Annotated in this window: 12 protein-coding genes and 1 pseudogene; 7 read left to right on the top strand and 6 right to left on the bottom strand. The window is 70.4% G+C overall.

Translation table 11 applies throughout. From position 1 onward, the window contains the following. The first annotated feature begins 20 nt into the window (after positions 1-20). Positions 21-2,885 (top strand): DEAD/DEAH box helicase, encoded by a 2,865-nt coding sequence (locus AB0N66_RS16875; protein ID WP_365434691.1) that lies wholly within the window; start codon positions 21-23, stop codon positions 2,883-2,885. Positions 2,886-3,124: 239 nt separating this feature from the next. On the opposite strand, the gene AB0N66_RS16870 is transcribed toward AB0N66_RS16875, so the two are convergent. From AB0N66_RS16870 to AB0N66_RS16850, 5 genes and pseudogenes are all read right to left on the bottom strand, one after another. Beyond that, positions 3,125-4,243 carry an LLM class flavin-dependent oxidoreductase gene (locus AB0N66_RS16870; protein ID WP_365434688.1) on the bottom strand — a complete coding sequence of 373 codons (1,119 nt, stop codon included), beginning with the start codon at positions 4,241-4,243 and terminating at the stop codon, positions 3,125-3,127. Positions 4,244-4,483: 240 nt separating this feature from the next. Next, positions 4,484-6,154: pseudogene (gene atzF / locus AB0N66_RS16865) on the bottom strand (allophanate hydrolase); the annotation flags it as partial. Between the two features lie 113 nt (positions 6,155-6,267). Further along, positions 6,268-9,780 (bottom strand): 5-oxoprolinase/urea amidolyase family protein, encoded by a 3,513-nt coding sequence (locus AB0N66_RS16860; protein ID WP_365434685.1) that lies wholly within the window; start codon positions 9,778-9,780, stop codon positions 6,268-6,270. After that, complete coding sequence (locus AB0N66_RS16855; protein ID WP_365434682.1) at positions 9,777-10,376, bottom strand: urea amidolyase associated protein UAAP2; 600 nt, start codon at positions 10,374-10,376, stop codon at positions 9,777-9,779. The genes AB0N66_RS16860 and AB0N66_RS16855 overlap by 4 nt, the downstream gene beginning before the upstream one ends. Continuing rightward, on the bottom strand, positions 10,373-11,197 hold the full coding sequence (locus tag AB0N66_RS16850; RefSeq protein ID WP_365434679.1) for an urea amidolyase associated protein UAAP1: 825 nt from the start codon (positions 11,195-11,197) through the stop codon (positions 10,373-10,375). The genes AB0N66_RS16855 and AB0N66_RS16850 overlap by 4 nt, the downstream gene beginning before the upstream one ends. Positions 11,198-11,412: 215 nt before the next feature. On the opposite strand from AB0N66_RS16850, the gene AB0N66_RS16845 reads away from it, so the two are divergent. From AB0N66_RS16845 to AB0N66_RS16820, 6 genes are all read left to right on the top strand, one after another. Beyond that, the gene (locus AB0N66_RS16845; RefSeq protein ID WP_365434676.1) at positions 11,413-12,039 is read left to right on the top strand and encodes a helix-turn-helix domain-containing protein; all 627 of its coding nucleotides are present in this window, start codon (positions 11,413-11,415) and stop codon (positions 12,037-12,039) included. Between the two features lie 317 nt (positions 12,040-12,356). Next, positions 12,357-13,943: an ATP-binding protein gene (locus tag AB0N66_RS16840; protein ID WP_365434673.1), complete on the top strand. Its 1,587-nt coding sequence runs from the start codon at positions 12,357-12,359 to the stop codon at positions 13,941-13,943. Then, positions 13,940-14,347, top strand: a complete 408-nt coding sequence (locus tag AB0N66_RS16835; RefSeq protein ID WP_365434670.1) for a roadblock/LC7 domain-containing protein — start codon at positions 13,940-13,942, stop codon at positions 14,345-14,347. Before AB0N66_RS16840 ends, AB0N66_RS16835 begins: the two co-directional genes overlap by 4 nt. After that, positions 14,344-14,808 (top strand): DUF742 domain-containing protein, encoded by a 465-nt coding sequence (locus AB0N66_RS16830; RefSeq protein ID WP_365434667.1) that lies wholly within the window; start codon positions 14,344-14,346, stop codon positions 14,806-14,808. Before AB0N66_RS16835 ends, AB0N66_RS16830 begins: the two co-directional genes overlap by 4 nt. Then, positions 14,789-15,409, top strand: coding sequence for an ATP/GTP-binding protein (locus AB0N66_RS16825; RefSeq protein ID WP_365434664.1), 621 nt, complete (start codon positions 14,789-14,791; stop codon positions 15,407-15,409). The genes AB0N66_RS16830 and AB0N66_RS16825 overlap by 20 nt, the downstream gene beginning before the upstream one ends. Positions 15,410-15,502: 93 nt before the next feature. After that, complete coding sequence (locus tag AB0N66_RS16820; RefSeq protein ID WP_365434661.1) at positions 15,503-16,987, top strand: cytochrome P450; 1,485 nt, start codon at positions 15,503-15,505, stop codon at positions 16,985-16,987. Here AB0N66_RS16820 and AB0N66_RS16815 read toward each other — a convergent pair. Beyond that, positions 16,981-17,949, bottom strand: a complete 969-nt coding sequence (locus AB0N66_RS16815) for an RluA family pseudouridine synthase (protein ID WP_365434658.1) — start codon at positions 17,947-17,949, stop codon at positions 16,981-16,983. The genes AB0N66_RS16820 and AB0N66_RS16815 overlap by 7 nt on opposite strands. Positions 17,950-17,953 lie beyond the last annotated feature (4 nt).

The raw sequence follows: 17,953 nt of genomic DNA, 5'->3' as shown, positions 1-17,953 counted from the left end.
CGCGGGTGTGGATCCGGATATTGATCGTTGTGTTGTCAGTGGCTCCCGGTAGTCTCGAAAGCACGATGACAGAGGAACTCTCTCCGGCCGAGCGGTACGCGGCAGCACGGAAGCGCGCTGTCGAGCAGGCCACCGCTCTCGCCGGCTTCCGCGAGATGTATGACTTCGGCCTCGACCCCTTCCAGATCGAGGCCTGCCGGGCCCTCGAATCGGGCAAGGGGGTGCTCGTCGCCGCACCCACCGGCTCGGGCAAGACGATCGTCGGTGAGTTCGCCGTCCACCTCGCCCTCCAGCAGGGCAAGAAGTGCTTCTACACGACGCCGATCAAGGCGCTCTCCAACCAGAAGTACGCCGACCTCTGCCGCCGTTACGGCGCGGACAAGGTCGGCCTGCTCACCGGTGACAACAGCGTCAACTCCGAAGCTCCGGTGGTCGTGATGACCACCGAGGTGCTGCGCAACATGCTGTACGCGGGCTCGCAGACCCTCCTCGGACTCGGCTATGTCGTGATGGACGAGGTGCACTACCTCTCCGACCGTTTCCGGGGGGCCGTCTGGGAAGAAGTGATCATTCACCTCCCCGAGTCGGTGACCCTGGTGTCGCTCTCGGCGACCGTGTCGAACGCGGAGGAGTTCGGCGACTGGCTGGACACCGTGCGCGGAGACACCCAGGTGATCGTCTCCGAGCACCGGCCCGTGCCGCTGTTCCAGCATGTGCTGGCCGGGCGGCGGATGTACGACCTCTTCGAGGAGGGGGAGGGCCACAAGAAGGCGGTCAACCCCGACCTCACGCGCCTGGCGCGGATGGAGGCGAGCCGCCCCTCGTACCAGGACCGCAGACGGGGCCGCGCGATGCGCGACGCGGACCGGGAGCGCGAGCGCAGACAGCGCTCGCGGGTCTGGACGCCGAGCAGGCCCGAGGTCATCGAGCGGCTGGACGCCGAAGGGCTGCTGCCCGCCATCACGTTCATCTTCAGCCGCGCGGCCTGCGAGGCCGCCGTTCAGCAGTGCCTGTACGCGGGCCTGCGGCTGAACGACGACGACGCACGCGTGAGGGTGCGCGAACTCGTAGAGGAGCGCACGGCCTCCATCCCGACCGAGGACCTGCACGTCCTGGGGTACTACGAGTTCCTGGAGGGCCTGGAGCGCGGCATCGCGGCCCACCACGCGGGCATGCTGCCGACCTTCAAGGAGGTCGTCGAGGAACTGTTCGTACGCGGCCTGGTGAAGGCGGTGTTCGCGACCGAGACCCTCGCGCTGGGCATCAACATGCCTGCCCGCTCGGTGGTGTTGGAGAAGCTCGTCAAGTGGAACGGCGAGCAGCACGCCGACATCACACCCGGCGAGTACACCCAGCTGACCGGCCGCGCAGGACGCCGTGGCATCGATGTCGAGGGCCACGCCGTGGTGCTCTGGCAGCGCGGCATCAGCCCCGATCACCTGGCGGGACTCGCGGGCACCCGCACGTACCCGCTGCGCTCCAGCTTCAAGCCGTCGTACAACATGGCCGTCAACCTGGTCGAACAGTTCGGGCGGCACCGCTCGCGCGAGCTGCTTGAGACGTCCTTCGCGCAGTTCCAGGCCGACAAGTCGGTCGTCGGGATCTCCCGGCAGGTGCAGCGCAACGAGGAGGGTCTCGACGGCTACAAGGAGTCGATGACCTGCCACCTCGGGGACTTCGAGGAGTACATGCGGCTGCGCCGCGAGCTCAAGGACCGCGAGACCGAACTGGCCAAGCAGGGTGCGGCGCAGCGGCGCGCGGAGGCGGCCGTCGCGCTCGAGAAGCTGAAGCCCGGTGATGTCATCCACGTCCCGACCGGCAAGTACGCGGGTCTCGCGCTGGTGCTGGACCCAGGGCTGCCCGCCGGCCGGTCGAACGGCCACCGGGGCTTCGAGCAGCACGACGGGCCGCGCCCGCTGGTGCTCACCGCCGAGCGCCAGGTGAAGCGGCTGGCCTCGATGGACTTTCCGGTGCCGGTCGAGGCGCTGGAGCGGATGCGGATCCCGAAGACCTTCAACGCGCGCTCACCGCAGTCGCGTCGCGATCTGGCGTCCGCGCTGCGCACGAAGGCCGGGCACCTCGTCACCGACCGGCACCGCAAGAAGCGGGCCGAGGCCGCCGACGACCGCGAGATCGCGCGGCTGCGTTCGGATATCCGGGCGCATCCCTGCCACGGGTGCAGCGACCGTGAGGACCACGCCCGTTGGGCCGAGCGCTACCACCGGCTGTTGCGTGACACCTCGCAGCTGGAGCGGCGTATCGAGGGCCGGACCAACACGATCGCACGCACCTTCGACCGAATCGTCGCGCTTCTCACCGAGCTCGACTACCTGCGTGGCAACGACGTCACCGAGCACGGCAAGCGGCTCGCGCGGCTGTACGGCGAACTCGACCTGCTCGCCAGTGAATGCCTGCGGGCCGGGGTCTGGGAGGGGCTCAGTCCGCCTGAACTCGCCGCCTGTGTTTCGGCGTTGGTGTACGAGTCCCGGGTCGCCGACGACGCGATGGCGCCGAAGGTGCCGTCCGGTAAGGCGAAGGCCGCGCTCGGGGAGATGGTGCGGATCTGGGGGCGGCTCGACGCCCTGGAGGAGGACTTCGGGATCACTCAGACCGAGGGGGTCGGACAGCGCGAGCCGGATCTTGGGTTCGCGTGGGCCGCCCACGAGTGGGCCTCCGGCAAGGGGCTTGATGAGGTGCTGCGTGAGGCGGAGATGCCTGCGGGGGACTTTGTGCGGTGGTGTAAGCAGGTGATTGACGTGCTGGGGCAGATTTCGGCCGCTGCGCCTGTTTCTGGGGCGGCGGCGGGATCGACCGTCGCGAAGAACGCGCGTAAGGCGGTGGATGGGCTGTTGCGGGGGGTGGTGGCGTACTCGTCGGTGGGGTGAGCTTTGGTGGGGGTGGGGTTTGGTCTGGGGGTGCGGGTGGGGGAGTGGGGGAGTTTTTTTCACCCCCTCCGCCCCTACCCTGCCCGTCCTTCTGGGGCTCCGCCCCAGGCCCCGCCCGGGGGCGGAGCCCCAGGACCCCTGCTAGGACCCCTGACAGGAGGTGCGCCCCTTGGATCCCTGCCTGGGGTTGCGCGCCCCCTGAATCCCGCCTGAAGTCGCGCCCCCTTGAACCCCACCTCTCAAGCGGCGGAGGGGCTGTGGCCCTCTCGAGTCGCGTCTCGCTTCGCGACCTCCTCGCGGACTATCGGGATGACGTGGCGGCCGAAGTCGATGGCGTCGTCGAGGAGGTCGTAGCCGCGGGCGGAGAGGATGTTGACGCCTAGGTCGTAGTAGTCGAGGAGGGCTTGGGCGACTGTTTCCGGGGTGCCGACCAGGGCGTTCGAGTTACCGGCGCCGCCTGTCTCCGCCGCCGTCGGGGTCCACAGGGCGCGGTCGTGGCGGTCGCCCTCGGCGGCTACCGCCAGAAGGCGTTGGGATCCCGTGTTCTCCGGGTTCTTCAAGGGGTAGCGGCGGTTGAGGAGCCCGCCGCCGGACCTGCGGGTCCTGATCCTTGCCAGGGTGTCGTGTGCCTTTTCCCAGGCCAGTTCCTCGGTCGGCGCGATGATCGGGCGGAAGGCGACCTGGATCTGGGGGACGTCCGTGCGGCCCGCCGCCTTCGCCGCGGTCTTGACCGACTCGATCTGCTCGGCGGTCTGGGCCAGGGGCTCGCCCCAGAGGCAGTAGATGTCCGCCTCGGCGCCACCGGCCTCGTACGCCGCCGGGGACGAACCGCCGAACGAGACGCGCGGGTGCGGCTGTTGGACGGGGAAGGTATCGCTGACGAAGTCGTTGAAGCGGTAGTACGTGCCCTCGTGGTCGAAGGGCTCGTGGGAGGTCCAGGCCTTCTTGATGATCTGGATGGCCTCGCGGGTACGGGCGTACCGCTCGTCCTTGGTGAGGAAGTCGCCCTCGCGCTGCTGTTCGTGATCGTTGCCGCCGGTGATGAAGTGCACGGCGAGGCGGCCGTCGCTGATGTGGTCCAGCGTCGCGAAGGTCTTCGCCGCGAACGTGGGGTAGGAGACGTTCGGCCGATGGGCGACCAGGATCTGCAGCTTCTCCGTGTGCGCGGCGATGTACGCGGCGGCCGGGGACGGGTCGGGGGAGCCCGAACCGTATGCGAACAGCACCCGGTCCCAGCCGTGGTCCTCGTGGGCGCGGGCGAGCCGGAGCGTGTACTCCTTGTTGAAGGAGGCGCCGCTGCGCGCGGTGACTTCGGAGCCTTCGTTGGTTGCGGCGATGCCGAGGAATTCGACGGGCATGGGGATGTGGCCTCGATTCAGCTGTGCGGAGGTGCGGTGCGGTGACGGAGAGGGCGTGGGTTCTCGTCAGGCACTACACGCCGCGGACCAGACGCGACCGAAGTCGATGTGGTCGCGGGTGACCAGCCGCAGCTGAGGGCGCATGAGCTCAGTGGAACAGGCACGTGTGTGCCGAGTCAACCAAGTCTCGCGGCATGGAGGGGTGTTCGGCGGACGCGTGGTCGTCTGCCGTGTGTGTCCTCAGGCGCGTGACTGGAGGTAGGCGCGCCAGCCTCCGTACGCCGTGATGTCCTCGGCTCCTTCGAGCGCGGGCGGTTCGCACAGGAAGCCGGGTACGTGACCGCCGTCGGCGAGTTCGACGCGGCCGAGGGCCATCGGGCGGGGCAGCTCGGCGAGGAGGCGGCCGAGGCCCTCGGCGGGGAGCCGCCACACTTCGGCCTCGACGGCGGCGCCGCCGTCGCCGACGTGGACCAGACCGGGCTTGGGCGGTGTGGTGGACAGCGCGTACAGGCGGTAGGCGGGTGCCGTGGTTGTCGTACGTTCCAACTCGGCGCCCAGGGAGAGGAGTTGGCCATTGAGGGGCTGGCCCGACAGGTGCGCGCCCACCACCGCGATCCGGAGCTGCGGCTGGAGCAGGCGGGCGATCAGGCCGAGGCGTTCGTCGGTGAACGCCGGGCCGATCAGCATCACGCCGAACGGCAGTCCGGCCACGGTGCCCGCGGGCGCAGCGACCGCCGCCAGGTCGAAGAGGTTCGTGGAGTTGGTGAAGCGGCCGAGGCGGGCGTTGGCGCCCAGCGGGTCGGCGGCGACCTCGGCGAGGGTGGGGTGGCCCGGGGTCGTTGGCAGCAACAGGGCGTCCGTGTCGCCGAGTTGGACGAGGGCGCGGGTGCGGAGTGCCGCCAGACGGTCCTGGTCGGCGTACAGCTGGTGGGCCGGGATGTCCCGGGCGCGGGTGATGATCCCGGCGACCGTCGGATCGAGACCCTCGCCTCCCTCGCTCATCAACTTGTCGACAAAGCTTCCTACGGCGGTGTAGCGCTCGGCGACGAACGCGCCCTCGTAGAGCATCGCGGCCGCCTCGGTGAAGGGGCTGAGGTCGATGGTGCGCAACTCGGCACCGGCCGAACGCAGTTGGGCGACCGTCTCCTCGTACGCCGTTGCCCAGCCCTCGTCCAGCTCGCCGAGTTGTGCCGGGGTGGCGACGGCGATGCGCCAGGGGCCGGGCGTCCGCTGGGGGAGTGCGGGGAGGTCACGTCCCGACGGAGAGGCCATGTGTGCGAGGGCCTGCTCGGCCTCCGGGAGCGTACGGGCGAAGACGGTCACGCAGTCGAGGGAGGCGCAGGCGGGGACGACGCCGGTCGTGGGGACCAGGCCGCGGGTCGGCTTGAGGCCGACGATGCCGTTGAAGGCGGCGGGGACGCGGCCCGATCCCGCCGTGTCGGTGCCGAGGGCGAAGTCGACGATTCCGAGGGCGACGGCGACGGCCGATCCCGAGCTGGAGCCGCCGCTGATCCTGGTCGGGTCGAGGGCGTTGCGTACGGCGCCGTGGGGGGAGCGGGTGCCGACCAGGCCGGTGGCGAACTGGTCCAGGTTCGTGGTGCCGAGGACGATCGCACCGGCCGCGCGGAGGCGGGCGACCACGGGGGCGTCGTCCTCCGGGGCGTACGCGTACGCCGGGCAGCCGGCGGTGGTCCGGAGGCCTGCCACGTCGATGTTGCCCTTCGCGGCGAAGAGCTTGCCTGCGAGGGGGAGGCGGTCGCCTGCGGCGACTCGCCCGTCGATGACGCGCGCTTCTTGCTCTACCTCCGCCTGGGGACGCAGGTCGATCCAGACCTCGGGGCGGTCGACGGCCTTGACGCGGGCGTAGGCCCTGTGGACTCGGGTGAGGGTGGTCATCGATGCTCCTTGTTCTCCGGCTGCGGGCCGGTGGGTGGTCTGTGCCCACCCGTTCCGCCGTGCGGAACGCCTGCCCACAGACCACCGGGCGGGATTCGTAGTGCTGCCCACAGACCACCGGGCGGGTTTCATGGCGAGGGCGCCAACACCATCAGCGCCGTCCCCGCCTCCACCTGGTCCCCCGGCTTCGCCAGGATTTCCGACACCACGCCGTTCATCGGGGCGGGCACTCTGGACTCCATCTTCATGGCCTCCAGGGCGAGGAGGGGTTGGCCGAGGGTGACCTCGTCGCCGGGACGGACGTTCAACTGCCATACGGACGCGGCGAATTCGGCCTCTATCACGCGGCCGCCCTCGGGGACGGTCACCTCGGCCGCGGGAGCTGTCGGCGCCGGCGCGGCCTCCACCCGCGTGAACTCGCCCGCCGCCTCCCAGGCGTCCCGCTCCGCGGAGAACGCGCCGCCCTGCCGGGCCCGGAACTCCCCGATGGAGTCGGCGTTCTCGGCGAGGAAGGACTCGTACGCGGCGAGGGAGAACTCGCCCTCCTCGATCCGTGGGACGAAGCGGCCGGAGACGATGTCGGCGCGCAGGTCGAGGAGTTCGTCAGGCTCGACGGGATACCACTTGACGCGGTCGAAGAAGCGCAGCAGCCAGGGCGAGCCGGGCTCGAACGCGCCGCGCTGCTGCCAGGGCGACCACACCTGGGTCGTACGGCCGACGAACTGGTAGCCGCCGGGGCCCTCCATGCCGTAGACGCAGAGGTAGGCGCCGCCGATGCCGACCGAGTTCTCGGCGGTCCAGGTGCGCGCCGGGTTGTACTTGGTGGTGACCAGGCGGTGGCGCGGGTCCAGCGGCGTCGCCACGGGCGCGCCCAAGTACACGTCGCCGAGGCCCAGTACGAGGTATTCGGCGTCGAAGACCGTGCGGTACACGTCGTCCACCGAGTCGAGGCCGTTCACACGGCGGATGAACTCGATGTTCCACGGGCACCAGGGCGCGTCGTCGCGGACGCCCGCCATGTAGCGGGCGATCGCCTCACGGGTGGCCGGGTCGTCCCAGGACAGGGGGAGATGGACCGTACGGGAGGGGACCACCAGTTGGTCGCTCGGCGGGAGTTCCTCCACGATCTGCCGTACGGCCGCGAGAAGTTCGCGCTGCGGCAGGCGTCGCGGATCCAGCTGGATCTGTAGGGAACGGATGCCCGGGGTGAGGTCCGTGACGCCGTCCAGCGCGGCTCCGGCCACCGCCTCCATCAGGGCGTGCACCCGCATGCGCAGGGCCAAGTCGAGTTGCATGGGGCCGAATTCGACGAGCAGGTTGTCGTCGCCGCTGCGCCGGTACGTCACGTCCCCGTCCCGTGCGAGTACGCCGCCGTCGACGATCGCGGCCCGCGCCCGGCCGTCATCGGCGACCGGCGTGAACCGTACCGTGTCACCGGGGCGCAGCTGCCCCAGCTTCCAGCGCTCCGAGCTGACGACCGTCGCCGGGCAGACGAAGCCGCCGAGCGAGGGACCGTCCGGGCCGAGCAGCACCGGCATGTCGCCGGTGTAGTCGACGGCGCCCACCGAGTAGGGCGTGTCGTGGATGTTGGACGGGTGCAGGCCCGCCTCGCCGCCGTCCTTGCGTGCCCAGCGGGGCTTCGGACCGATCAGCCGTACGCCCGTGCGGGCCGAGTTGAAGTGGACCTTCCAGTCGGCGGCGTAGAAGTCGTGGATGTCCTCCTCGGTGAAGAACTCCGGTGCGGCGTGCGGCCCTTCGAGCGCGCCGACGTGCCAGCGTGTCCCGAGGACCGGTCGGTCGTCGGCCGCCACCGGAGTGCCAGGGACCACCGAGCCCCCGTGCAGCACATCCCCCGTCCGCAGGGCCCGCCCACCGTGCCCGCCGAAGCGGCCCAGCGTGAAGGTGGACGCGCTGCCCAGGAACGCGGGCACGTCCAGGCCGCCGCCCGCGAGGAGAACGTACGTGCGCAGTCCGTGTTCGGCGGGAGCGCCGACCTCCAGTACGGCCCCGGCCGGCACGGTGACCGGCTCCCACTGCGCGATCGCCGCACCGTCCACGGTGACCGGCGCCGGAGCACCCGTCACGCACACGGTCGTGGTGTGGCTGAAGCGCAGGGCCGGGCCCTGAAGCGTGCACTCCAGACCGGGTGCGCCCTCGTGATTGCCGAGGGCCCGGTTGCCGAGGCGGAAGGACCGGTCGTCCATCGGGCCGCACGGCGGCACGCCGACCTGCCAGTAGCCGGTGCGGCCCGGCCAGTCCTGGACGGTGGTGAGCGTTCCGCCCGAGACGACTTCGATCCGCGGGGTCGGATCGGAGACCTCGGCGAGCGTCGCCGTCGAATGCGTGGCGGCCCGGAAGGACTCCTGCGACAGTGCCGCGCGCACCAGCCCTAGGTTCGTCTCGATACCGTCGACCCGGGTCCTGGCCAGCGCCTCGCCGAGCCGTTCCAGCGCGTGCGCCCGGTCCGAGCCGTACGCGATGACCTTCGCGAGCATCGGGTCGTACGAGGTCGTGACCTCCGTCCCCGTCTCCACCCAGCCGTCCAAGCGGACGCCCCCGGGGAACTCGACCCGGGTCAACAGGCCAGCGCTTGGCCGGTGTTCGCGCGAGGGATCCTCGGCGTACACGCGCGCCTCGACGGCATGACCGCGCGGCGCCCCCGGGTCCCGTACGACCTCCGACTCCCCGAGCGCCAGGCGCAGCATCCAGGCGACGAGGTCGACCCCGTAGATCTCCTCGGTGACCGGATGCTCCACCTGGAGGCGGGTGTTGACCTCCAGGAAGTACGCCTCCTCGCGGACGGCGTCGTACACGAACTCGACGGTTCCGGCCGAGCGGTAGTCGACCGACGTACACAAGTCGCGTGCAGCCGAGGTGAGTTGGTCGCGCACGGAGGAGGGGAGCCCGGGTGCGGGGGCCTCCTCCAGTACCTTCTGGTTGCGGCGCTGGAGCGAGCAGTCGCGGTCGCCGAAGGTGACGACGCGGCCCCGGCCGTCGCCGAAGACCTGCACCTCGACATGGCGGGCGCGCTCCACGAGCCGCTCCAGGAACACCCCCGCCGAGGAGAAGGAGGCCGCGGCGACGCGCTGCACGCTCTCCCAGGCCTCGGTCAACTCATCGGCTGAGCGGCAGGCCGACATACCGATACCACCGCCACCACCGGTGGCCTTGAGCATCACGGGATAGCCGATGCGCCCGGCCTCGCGCAGGGCCTCGGCCAGGTCGGCGAGCAGCCCCGTGCCCGGCGCCAAGGGCACCCCGGCCGCCTCCGCGGCTTCCCGCGCAGTGTGCTTCGCCCCGAAGAGCTCCAGCTGCTCCGGCGTGGGCCCCACGAAGACGATCCCCGCCTCCTCGCAGCGCCGCGCGAAGGCCGAGTCCTCGGAGAGGAAGCCGTAGCCGGGGTGGATCGCACCGGCGCCGGTGTCCTTCGCCGCCTTGAGGATGAGGTCGGCGTCGAGGTACGACTCCTTGGCGGGCGCGGGTCCGAGCCGCACCGCCTCGTCCGCCAGCCGTACGTGGGGTGCCGAGCGGTCCGGGTCGGAGTACACGGCCACCGTACGAAGGCCGAGTTCGCGCGCGGTCCGGATGATCCGGACCGCGATCTCGCCCCGGTTGGCGACGAGCAGCGTGTCGAAGCTCATTCCGGTGCCCCTATGGTCATCTCGACCGCCGTCGGCTCGAAGCCGTTGCAAGGGTTGTTGATCTGGGGGCAGTTGGAGACCAGCACGAGCACCTCGCGCTCGGCGCGCAGGGTCAGCCTCAGCCCGGGGGCGGAGATGCCGTCGACGATGCCGAGGGCGCCGTCCTTCTCCACCGGCACGTTCATGTACCAGTTGATGTTGGAGACCAAGTCCCGTTTGCCCAGGCCGTACTTGGCGCCCTCGGCGAGGAAGTTGTCCACGCACGCGTGCTGCGACCAGGTGTGATGCCCGTACCGGAGCGTGTTCGACTCCTTGGAGCAGGCGCCGCCGACCGTGTCGTGCCGGCCCACCTCGTCCTCGACGACGGTCATCAGCGGGGTGTGCTCGTTGGACATGAGCACGCTGCCGGTGGTGAGGAAGAGGTTGCCCTGAGCGTGGATCGTGTCGGGCGCGCTGTAGCGGACGGCCGTGTCGTGGGCGTCGTACACCAGGAAGTCGACGGCCTGGTTGCCGTGCAGGTCGGTGATGGTGAGCGTCTCGCCCTCGCGCACGACGGCGGACCAGGCGGCGCGGTCCGGTACTTCCACGGTTTTCATACGAGCCCCCTCGCGGCAAGGAATTCGACGGTGTTCAGGAAGGCGCGGCGGCCCTCGGGTGTGGCCTCCCACAGAGGATCGCCCGGCTTGGTCGCCTCCGAGCGCCAGGCGAGCACCTCCAGCGGTGAACTGACGTACTCCGCACGGGAGTCGGCCGGGTGCGGCACGTTCGCGATCAGCACGGTGACGTCCTGTTCGGCGCGCAGGGTCACGCTGCCGCCCTCACCGGCCGAGCCGGTGAAGTCGAGGGAGCCGTCGTCGCGTACCGCCACGCCCTGGAAGAAGGAGAGCGAGGGCGGCAGATCGCGCGGTTCGAGTCCGTTCTTGGCGGCGGCCAGTTTGAACAGCTCGCGGCCGGCCGGGGTCGCGGACTGCGGCGCCCCGTCCCCGTACCGCTCGGTGTTCCGTACGAGCGTGGAGGTGCCGCACAGTGCGTCGTGCCGTCCGGAGGTGTCGGCGATCAGCGAGGCGAGCACGCGGCCCTGGTCGGAAAGCAGGAGCTGCCCCTCGCCCAGGTAGGCGTTCCACTGGACCTTGACCGTGTCCGCCACGTTCAGGCGCTCCCAGGGGCGGTCGGCGACGTACAGGAGCAGATGCGCGCAGGCGTCGCCGGTCAGGTCGGTGAGGCGCAGCTCGGTGCCGCGGGCCAGCAGCCGGTGCGTGTAGTTGCCGCCCGCCACCGTCTCCGCCCACACCAGATGACCGGCCTCGCAGGGCGGCGCGGGCCAGCCGCTCGCCGGGACGACGGGCATGGCCTCGGTGCGGGTCCCGTCCTGGGAGCGGGCGTGGGCGCGTGCGCCGTGTGGGGTTGCTGTCGCCATCGCGGGTCCTCCGGCTCCGGTGTTTCTCTCGGTGCGACGTTCTCCGGTGGTTCTGTCGGTCGACGATCTCTGGTGTTCCTGTCGGTCGACGTAATTTCTGTCGCTCGACAGAAATTAGGAGGGGAGAGGGTCGGCGCCGTGTCTCATGCGTTGCCGTCCGGTTACCGATCCCTCACGGTGATCGTCGTGTGACCCGGTGTGCGAGGATCGAACACATGGGAACCGGTGGTGGACGACGGGTCGGCCGGCCGCGGGCGGCTCAGCGGCCGGACAGTGGTCTGTCGCCGCGCGATGAACTGCTGGACGCCGCCGCCGAGTTGTTCACGACCCGGGGATACGCCGCCACGACCACCCGTGCCGTCGCCGAACGGGCCGGTATGCGCCAGGCGTCGATGTACCACTACGTCTCCGGCAAGGAGGAGCTGCTCGCCGAGCTCCTGGAGTCCACGGTCACGCCCTCGCTCGCGCTCGCCCGGGAACTCCTCGCGGACGACGCGACGCCGGCCGAGGGCCGGCTCTGGGAGCTGTGCCGCGCGGACGTCGAGCTTCTCTGCGACGGCCCGCACAACCTGGGCGGGCTCTATCTGCTGCCCGAGGTGCGCACCGAACGCTTCGCCGGCTTCCATGCCGTACGGGCCGAACTCAAGGACACCTACCGGCAGTTGCTCGCGGCGACAGCCGCGGGGGGCACGCTCGCCAAGAGTGAGCTGGATCTTCGCACGGATCTGGTGTTCGGCCTCATCGAGGGCGTGATCCTCGTGCACCGCTCCGATCCGGAACGGCCCGTGTCCGCGTTCGCCGAGGCCACCGCGGACGCGGCGCTCCGCATCGCCGGAGTCTGAGCCGGAGCGAGCCGGAATCTGACCTCGCACGCCCGCTCGGGGTGCGTTTCGTATGCCCGTACGCCGTCACGCGCCGTGTTCGAATGAAGCCGTAGCGTGTAAATGGAGCCGAGAGTACTCCTGTCGCGAGGGCGATTTCAGGTGCTTGCTGAATATGACACGGCGATGATCCGGTCGGACTAAGCTCGCCCGCAGCGCACCGAGTTGAGATGTATTCGTGCGCTTGTTCCCAAAAGTTACGAAGATTCAGTTTGATCCATTCCGTTTCCCACGCAAACCTCCCCGATCCCCCAGTCGATCTGTCTCAGAGGGCATACATGGTGAGTGTTCAATCGCCTCCCGGTGGCCGCGAACTTCCCTACGCGCGCGTGCTGTTGCTGCCGGCCATAGTGATGGCCGCGGCGACCGGAGCCGCCGTCGCCGTGGTGACGGATCCGGCCCGTGCCGCCGTCGGCTGGTGCGGAGCCATCGCGACGCTCCTGGTCATCGCGATCGGCGCCGAAGCCGTCCGGCGCGGCCGCGTCGCCCGCGACCTGCGCGCAGATCTGGCCCGCCGCACCGCATACCTGGAACAGCGCATCGCCGCCCATGACCAGGAGATCCTGTACTTCACCCACGAGGTGCTGCCCGTCGGGCTCGCCCGACTGCACGCCGGCGCAAATCCCGCCGAGGTGATTCGCACCCTCCCCGAGACCGATCCGGATCTCGGAGAACTCCCAGGGCCTCAGCGTGAGTTGCTGAAGACGGTGCTCAAGATCATCGACCGCGAGGAAGCGATGCGCGACTCCGCGCAGCGCGCCTTCGTCAACATCGCCCGGCGCGTCCAGGCGATCGTCCACCAGCAGAACAAGGAACTCCGCGAGATGGAGGAGGACCACGGTCGCAACCCCGAGGTCTTCGACGACCTCCTGCGCATCGACCACGGCACCGCGCTGATCGGCCGCCTCGCCGACTCCATCGCGGTGCTCGGCGGCGGCCGCCCCGGACGTCAATGGCCCGAGCCCGTACCGCTGTTCAGCGTGCTGCGCGGCGCGATGTCACGCATCCTGGAGTACCGCCGCATCGAGCTGCACAACGTCGTCGAGGTCGCCGTCAACGGCGTGTCCGTCGAACCGCTCATCCACGCGGTCGCCGAACTCCTCGACAACGCCACGCGCTACTCGCCCCCGCACACCAAGGTGCACGTCACCGCCCTCGAAGTGCAGACCGGCATCGCCATCGAGATCGAGGACGGCGGCGTCAGCCTCAGCGACGAGGCACGCGACAAGGCCGAGGACCTGCTCAGGCAGGCCGCCCTCGGTGTCGACATGGACTCCCTCGGCGCCACTCCGCGGCTCGGCATGGCCGTCGTCGGCCGGCTCGCGAAGATGTACAACCTCCAGGTCTCGCTCAGGCAGTCCGCGTACGGCGGTGTCCGTGCCGTCCTCGTCGCGCCGCGCGTCATGCTCACCACCGACGACGCTCCCGGCCTCGCGCACGGCATCGGCATCGCCTCCGTCCCGACCATGGACACCGACGGAGTCGAGGGCCCCAACCGCAAGCCCAAGAAGCGCCGTCCGACCACCGGCCCCCGGGTCTCCACCCCGCTCGGCGCCCTGGAGGACGACGTCCCGCAGGTCACCGAGTGGACGGCCAACGGCCTGCCGCAGCGCCGCAGTCGGGTCAAGGTCTCCTTCCATCAGCGGATCGCCGAGGCCCGGGCGGACGCCGAGGCCGCGGAGGCGGCCGCCGCGGCTCCCGCGTGGGCGGCCACCCCCGTCCCGGAAGAGAAGGAGCCCGAACCCGGCCTGTGGGTCGAGGCGTTCATGGAAGGGCTAAAGGGCGACCCGGACCCGGCCGCCGCATCCGGCACGAACACCAAGCCGGCCCCTGTGGAGGCCGACGACGAAGGGGACCTCAAGTGATCCAGCAGCGCGCCAACTTCGACTGGATGCTGAAGGAACTCGCCGACGGCGTACCGGGTGTCCAGCAGATCGTGGTGCTCTCCGCCGACGGTTTGCGCATCGCCCGGTACGGCGGTGACCCGGACGCCGCCGACCGCGTCGCCGCGGCCTGCGCGGGCCTGCAGAGCCTGGCCGGAGCCGTCGCGGGCGAGATCCCCAACAGCGACGGCCGGATGCGCATGGTCATCATCGAGATCAACGGCGGCTACTTCTACCTGATGTCGGCAGGGCCCAACGCCTACCTCGCGGTCCTCGCCAACCAGACCGCCGAGCCCGGACTGATGAGCAACCGCATGCGCGACCTGGTCGTCCGGATCGGAGCCCATCTGACGAGTCCGCCGCGGCGCAACGGGCAGACCGTATGACTCCTCCGCAACGCCGACGGCGCTACCCCAAGGAAGAACCCGCGGGCCCCCCCGACGAGGGACTCCTCAACGAGGAACCCTCCCAAGGGGGACCCCCGAACGAGGGATCTCCGAAGGAGGGCCAGGACCCGAAGAACCCCGAGCGCCTGTATCTGCTCACCGGCGGGGCCGAGGGCGGCGACCGGGCCGCCCTCGACCTGGTCACGTTGATCGTGGCGCGCGCCGAGGCGCCGCCGCCCAATGCCCAGCCGGAGAAGTCGGCGCTGGTCCGGCTCTGCACGGCTCCGCTGTCCGTGGCCGAACTCTCGGCCTATCTCAACCTGCCGGTCAGCGTGGTGACCGTGCTGCTCACCGAGTTGCTGGCGGCCGAACTGGTACAGGCGCGCGCCCCGATCGTCCGCTCGGCGCTCCCCGACCGTTCCCTCCTCGAAGCGGTGATGCATGGACTTCAAAAGCTCTGACACCATCACGGGCCCTCGCGCCGAGGACCATCTGCCGCACACGACCCAGGCAGCCGTGAAGATCGTCATCGTCGGCGGCTTCGGAGTCGGCAAGACGACCATGGTGGGCTCCGTCAGCGAGATCAAGCCGCTGACCACGGAGGAGACCATGACGCAGGCCGGGATCGGGGTCGACGACAACTACGGCTCCGAGACCAAGACGGCCACCACCGTCGCCATGGACTTCGGCCGGATCTCGATCACGGAACAGCTGGTGCTCTACCTGTTCGGCACGCCGGGCCAGGAGCGCTTCTGGTTCCTGTGGAACGGCCTCTTCGAGGGAGCGCTCGGCGCGGTCGTGCTGATCGACACCCGCCGCCTGGAGGTCAGCTTCGATGTGATCGGCCGCCTGGAGGAACGGGGTGTGCCGTTCGTCGTCGCCATAAACACCTTCCCCGACGCTCCCGACTACCCGATCGAGGACCTGCGGGCCGCGCTCGACCTGGCCGACGAGATCCCGATCGTGCAGTGCGACGCGCGCCGCAGGGCCTCCAGCCGCGACGTCCTGATGACGCTGATGCGCTTCCTGCACTCGCTGGCGATGACCTCGTCGAGCGCCTGAGCCCCGTACGGAACCGACAAGGACGCAGCCCCGCACCGGCACGTACGCCAACTCCCAAGACACCGGATCTACTTCAGCTTCGGAGCGATCACCGTGACGCCTGAATCCCACTCCCCGACCGGTACGTCCCCGACCGGTATGGACGACCTCACGCTCGACCCGCCGCCCGGCTGCCCCGCCCACGGCCTCGGTCCCGGCGGGCTGCGCCGGCTGTACGGACCCGAGGCGGAGGACCTGGGAGCCCTGTACGAGAAACTCCGCGCCGAACACGGCAACGTCGCCCCCGTGCTGCTCCACAACGACGTGCCGATCTGGGTGGTGCTCGGCCACGGCGAGAACCTGCACATGGTGAGCACCCCCTCGCACTACGCGCGCGACAGCCGCCTGTGGACCGCGGTACAGGACGGCACGGCGGGCCCCGACCACCCGCTCGCGCCGCACATCGCCTGGCAGCCCATCTGCTCCCACGCCGAGGGCGACGAGCATCTACGGCTGCGCGGGGCGGTCACCGGCGCCATGTCGACCATCGACCACCGCAGTCTGCGGCGCCACATCAACCGCGCCACACAGCGCCTCGTCAACGAGTTCTGCGAGCAGGGCAGGGCCGAGCTGGTCGGCCAGTTCGCCGAGCACCTGCCGATGGCCGTCATGTGCGAGATCCTCGGCATGCCCGAGGAGTACAACGACCGCATCGTGCAGGCCACCCGCGACCTGCTCAAGGGCACCGAGACGGCGATCGCGAGCAACGAGTACGTCCAGGGCGTCCTGTCGCGACAGACAGCCCGCCGCCGCGCCCAGCCCGAGGAGGACTTCACCAGTCACCTCATCAACCACCCGGCGCGGCTCAGCGACGACGAGGTCACCCAGCACCTGTGGCTCGTGCTGCTCGCCGCGTACGAGGCCACCGCCAACCTGATCGCCAACGTGCTGCGGATGGTCCTCACCGACCCGCGCTTCCGTGCCCAGTTGAACGGCGGGCAGATGACGGTGCCCGAGGCGGTCGAGCAGTCCCTGTGGGACGAGCCGCCGTTCAGCGCCGTACTCGGCTACTTCGCCAAGCAGGACACGGAGTTGGGCGGCAAGCGCATCCGCAAGGGCGACGGACTGCTCTTCGGGATCGCGCCGGGCAACGTCGACCCGAAGGTACGCCCCGACCTCGCCGCCAACATGCAGGGCAACCGGTCCCACCTCGCCTTCGGCGGCGGCCCCCACGAGTGCCCGGGCCAGGACATCGGACGTGCCATCGCCGATGTCGGTGTCGACGCGCTGCTGATGCGGGTACCCGACATCCAACTCGACTGCGAAGAACACGAGTTGCGCTGGCGGGCGTCGATGTCCTCACGCCACCTGGTGGAGCTGCCGGTGCGGTTCGAGCCGAAACCTCCGCAGGACGTCACGCAGTTGCCCGCCCTCCACGCGATGCCGCGCCAGCGGCCGACCTGGCAGGTCACGACGGACAGGACGGAGACGCCCGTACCCGCGCCGCAGCCGGTGGCCCCGCAGCCCGCGTATGCACCGGAGCCCGCACACCGACTCGGCGCCTGGCAGCGCTTCCTGCGCTGGTGGCGCGGCTACTGAGCCGTCTCCTCCAGGGGGCCCGGGGACGCCCACTCGTCGTACGAAGCCCAGGCCTCCAGCACCCGCCCGCTGACGAACCGGTGCTCGTGCCCCGTGACCGGATCGGTGAACTCGAGCCTCCGTGCCAGCAGTTGGAGCGGACGCCGGAAGTCACCGGCCGGCACGGGGCCGGTCACCACCGGGTAGAGGGGATCGCCGAGGATCGGCACGCCCAACGCGTTCATATGGACCCGGAGTTGATGGGTCTGCCCGGTGCTGGGCGTCAGCCGGTAGCGCCCGACGCCGTCACGACGGTCGCGCAGTTCGACCCGGGTGACGGCGTTCGGCTCGCCCTCGACCTCCTGGGCGGCCATCACCCCGCGCTCCTTCAGGATCCGGCTGCGGACGGTGCACGGCAGAGCGAGGCCGGGGGAGTACGGGGCGAGGGCCTCGTACTCCTTCCTGACCAGCTTCGCGCCGAACAGCGACTGGTACGCGCCGCGTTCCTCGGGCCGCACGGTGAACAGCAGGAGCCCGGCCGTCAGCCGGTCGAGGCGGTGCGCGGCGCCGAGCGCCGGGATGCCGAGGTCCCGTCGCAGCCGGGCGAGGGCGGTCTCCGCGACATGGCTGCCGCGCGGGGTGGTGGCGAGGAAATGCGGTTTGTCGGCCACCACGATGTGCTCGTCGCGGTACACGACATCGAGCGCGAACGGCACCCGCTCCTCGTCGGGCGGCTCACGGTGGAACCACACGAACATCCCCGGCACATACGCCGTGTCGCCCGCCACCGGCTGCCCGTCCGCCCCGACGATCAGCCCGTCCCGGAGCAGCTGGTCGATCACCTCGGCCCGCGGCGAGAGCCGTTCCACCAGATGTTCCCGCACGGTGACCCACCCCCCGCCCTCCGGCAGCCTGATCCGCACGGGATCGACCCCGTCACGCTGCGGCAGCGGGGAGGGCGGGATCCGGGATTTGCGTCTCACCTGG

Source organism: Streptomyces sp. NPDC093544, from assembly GCF_040683495.1.
Classification (GTDB): domain Bacteria; phylum Actinomycetota; class Actinomycetes; order Streptomycetales; family Streptomycetaceae; genus Streptomyces.
The sequence above is the reverse complement of the archived record's forward strand: the minus strand, read 5'-3'. Positions and strand labels throughout refer to the sequence as shown.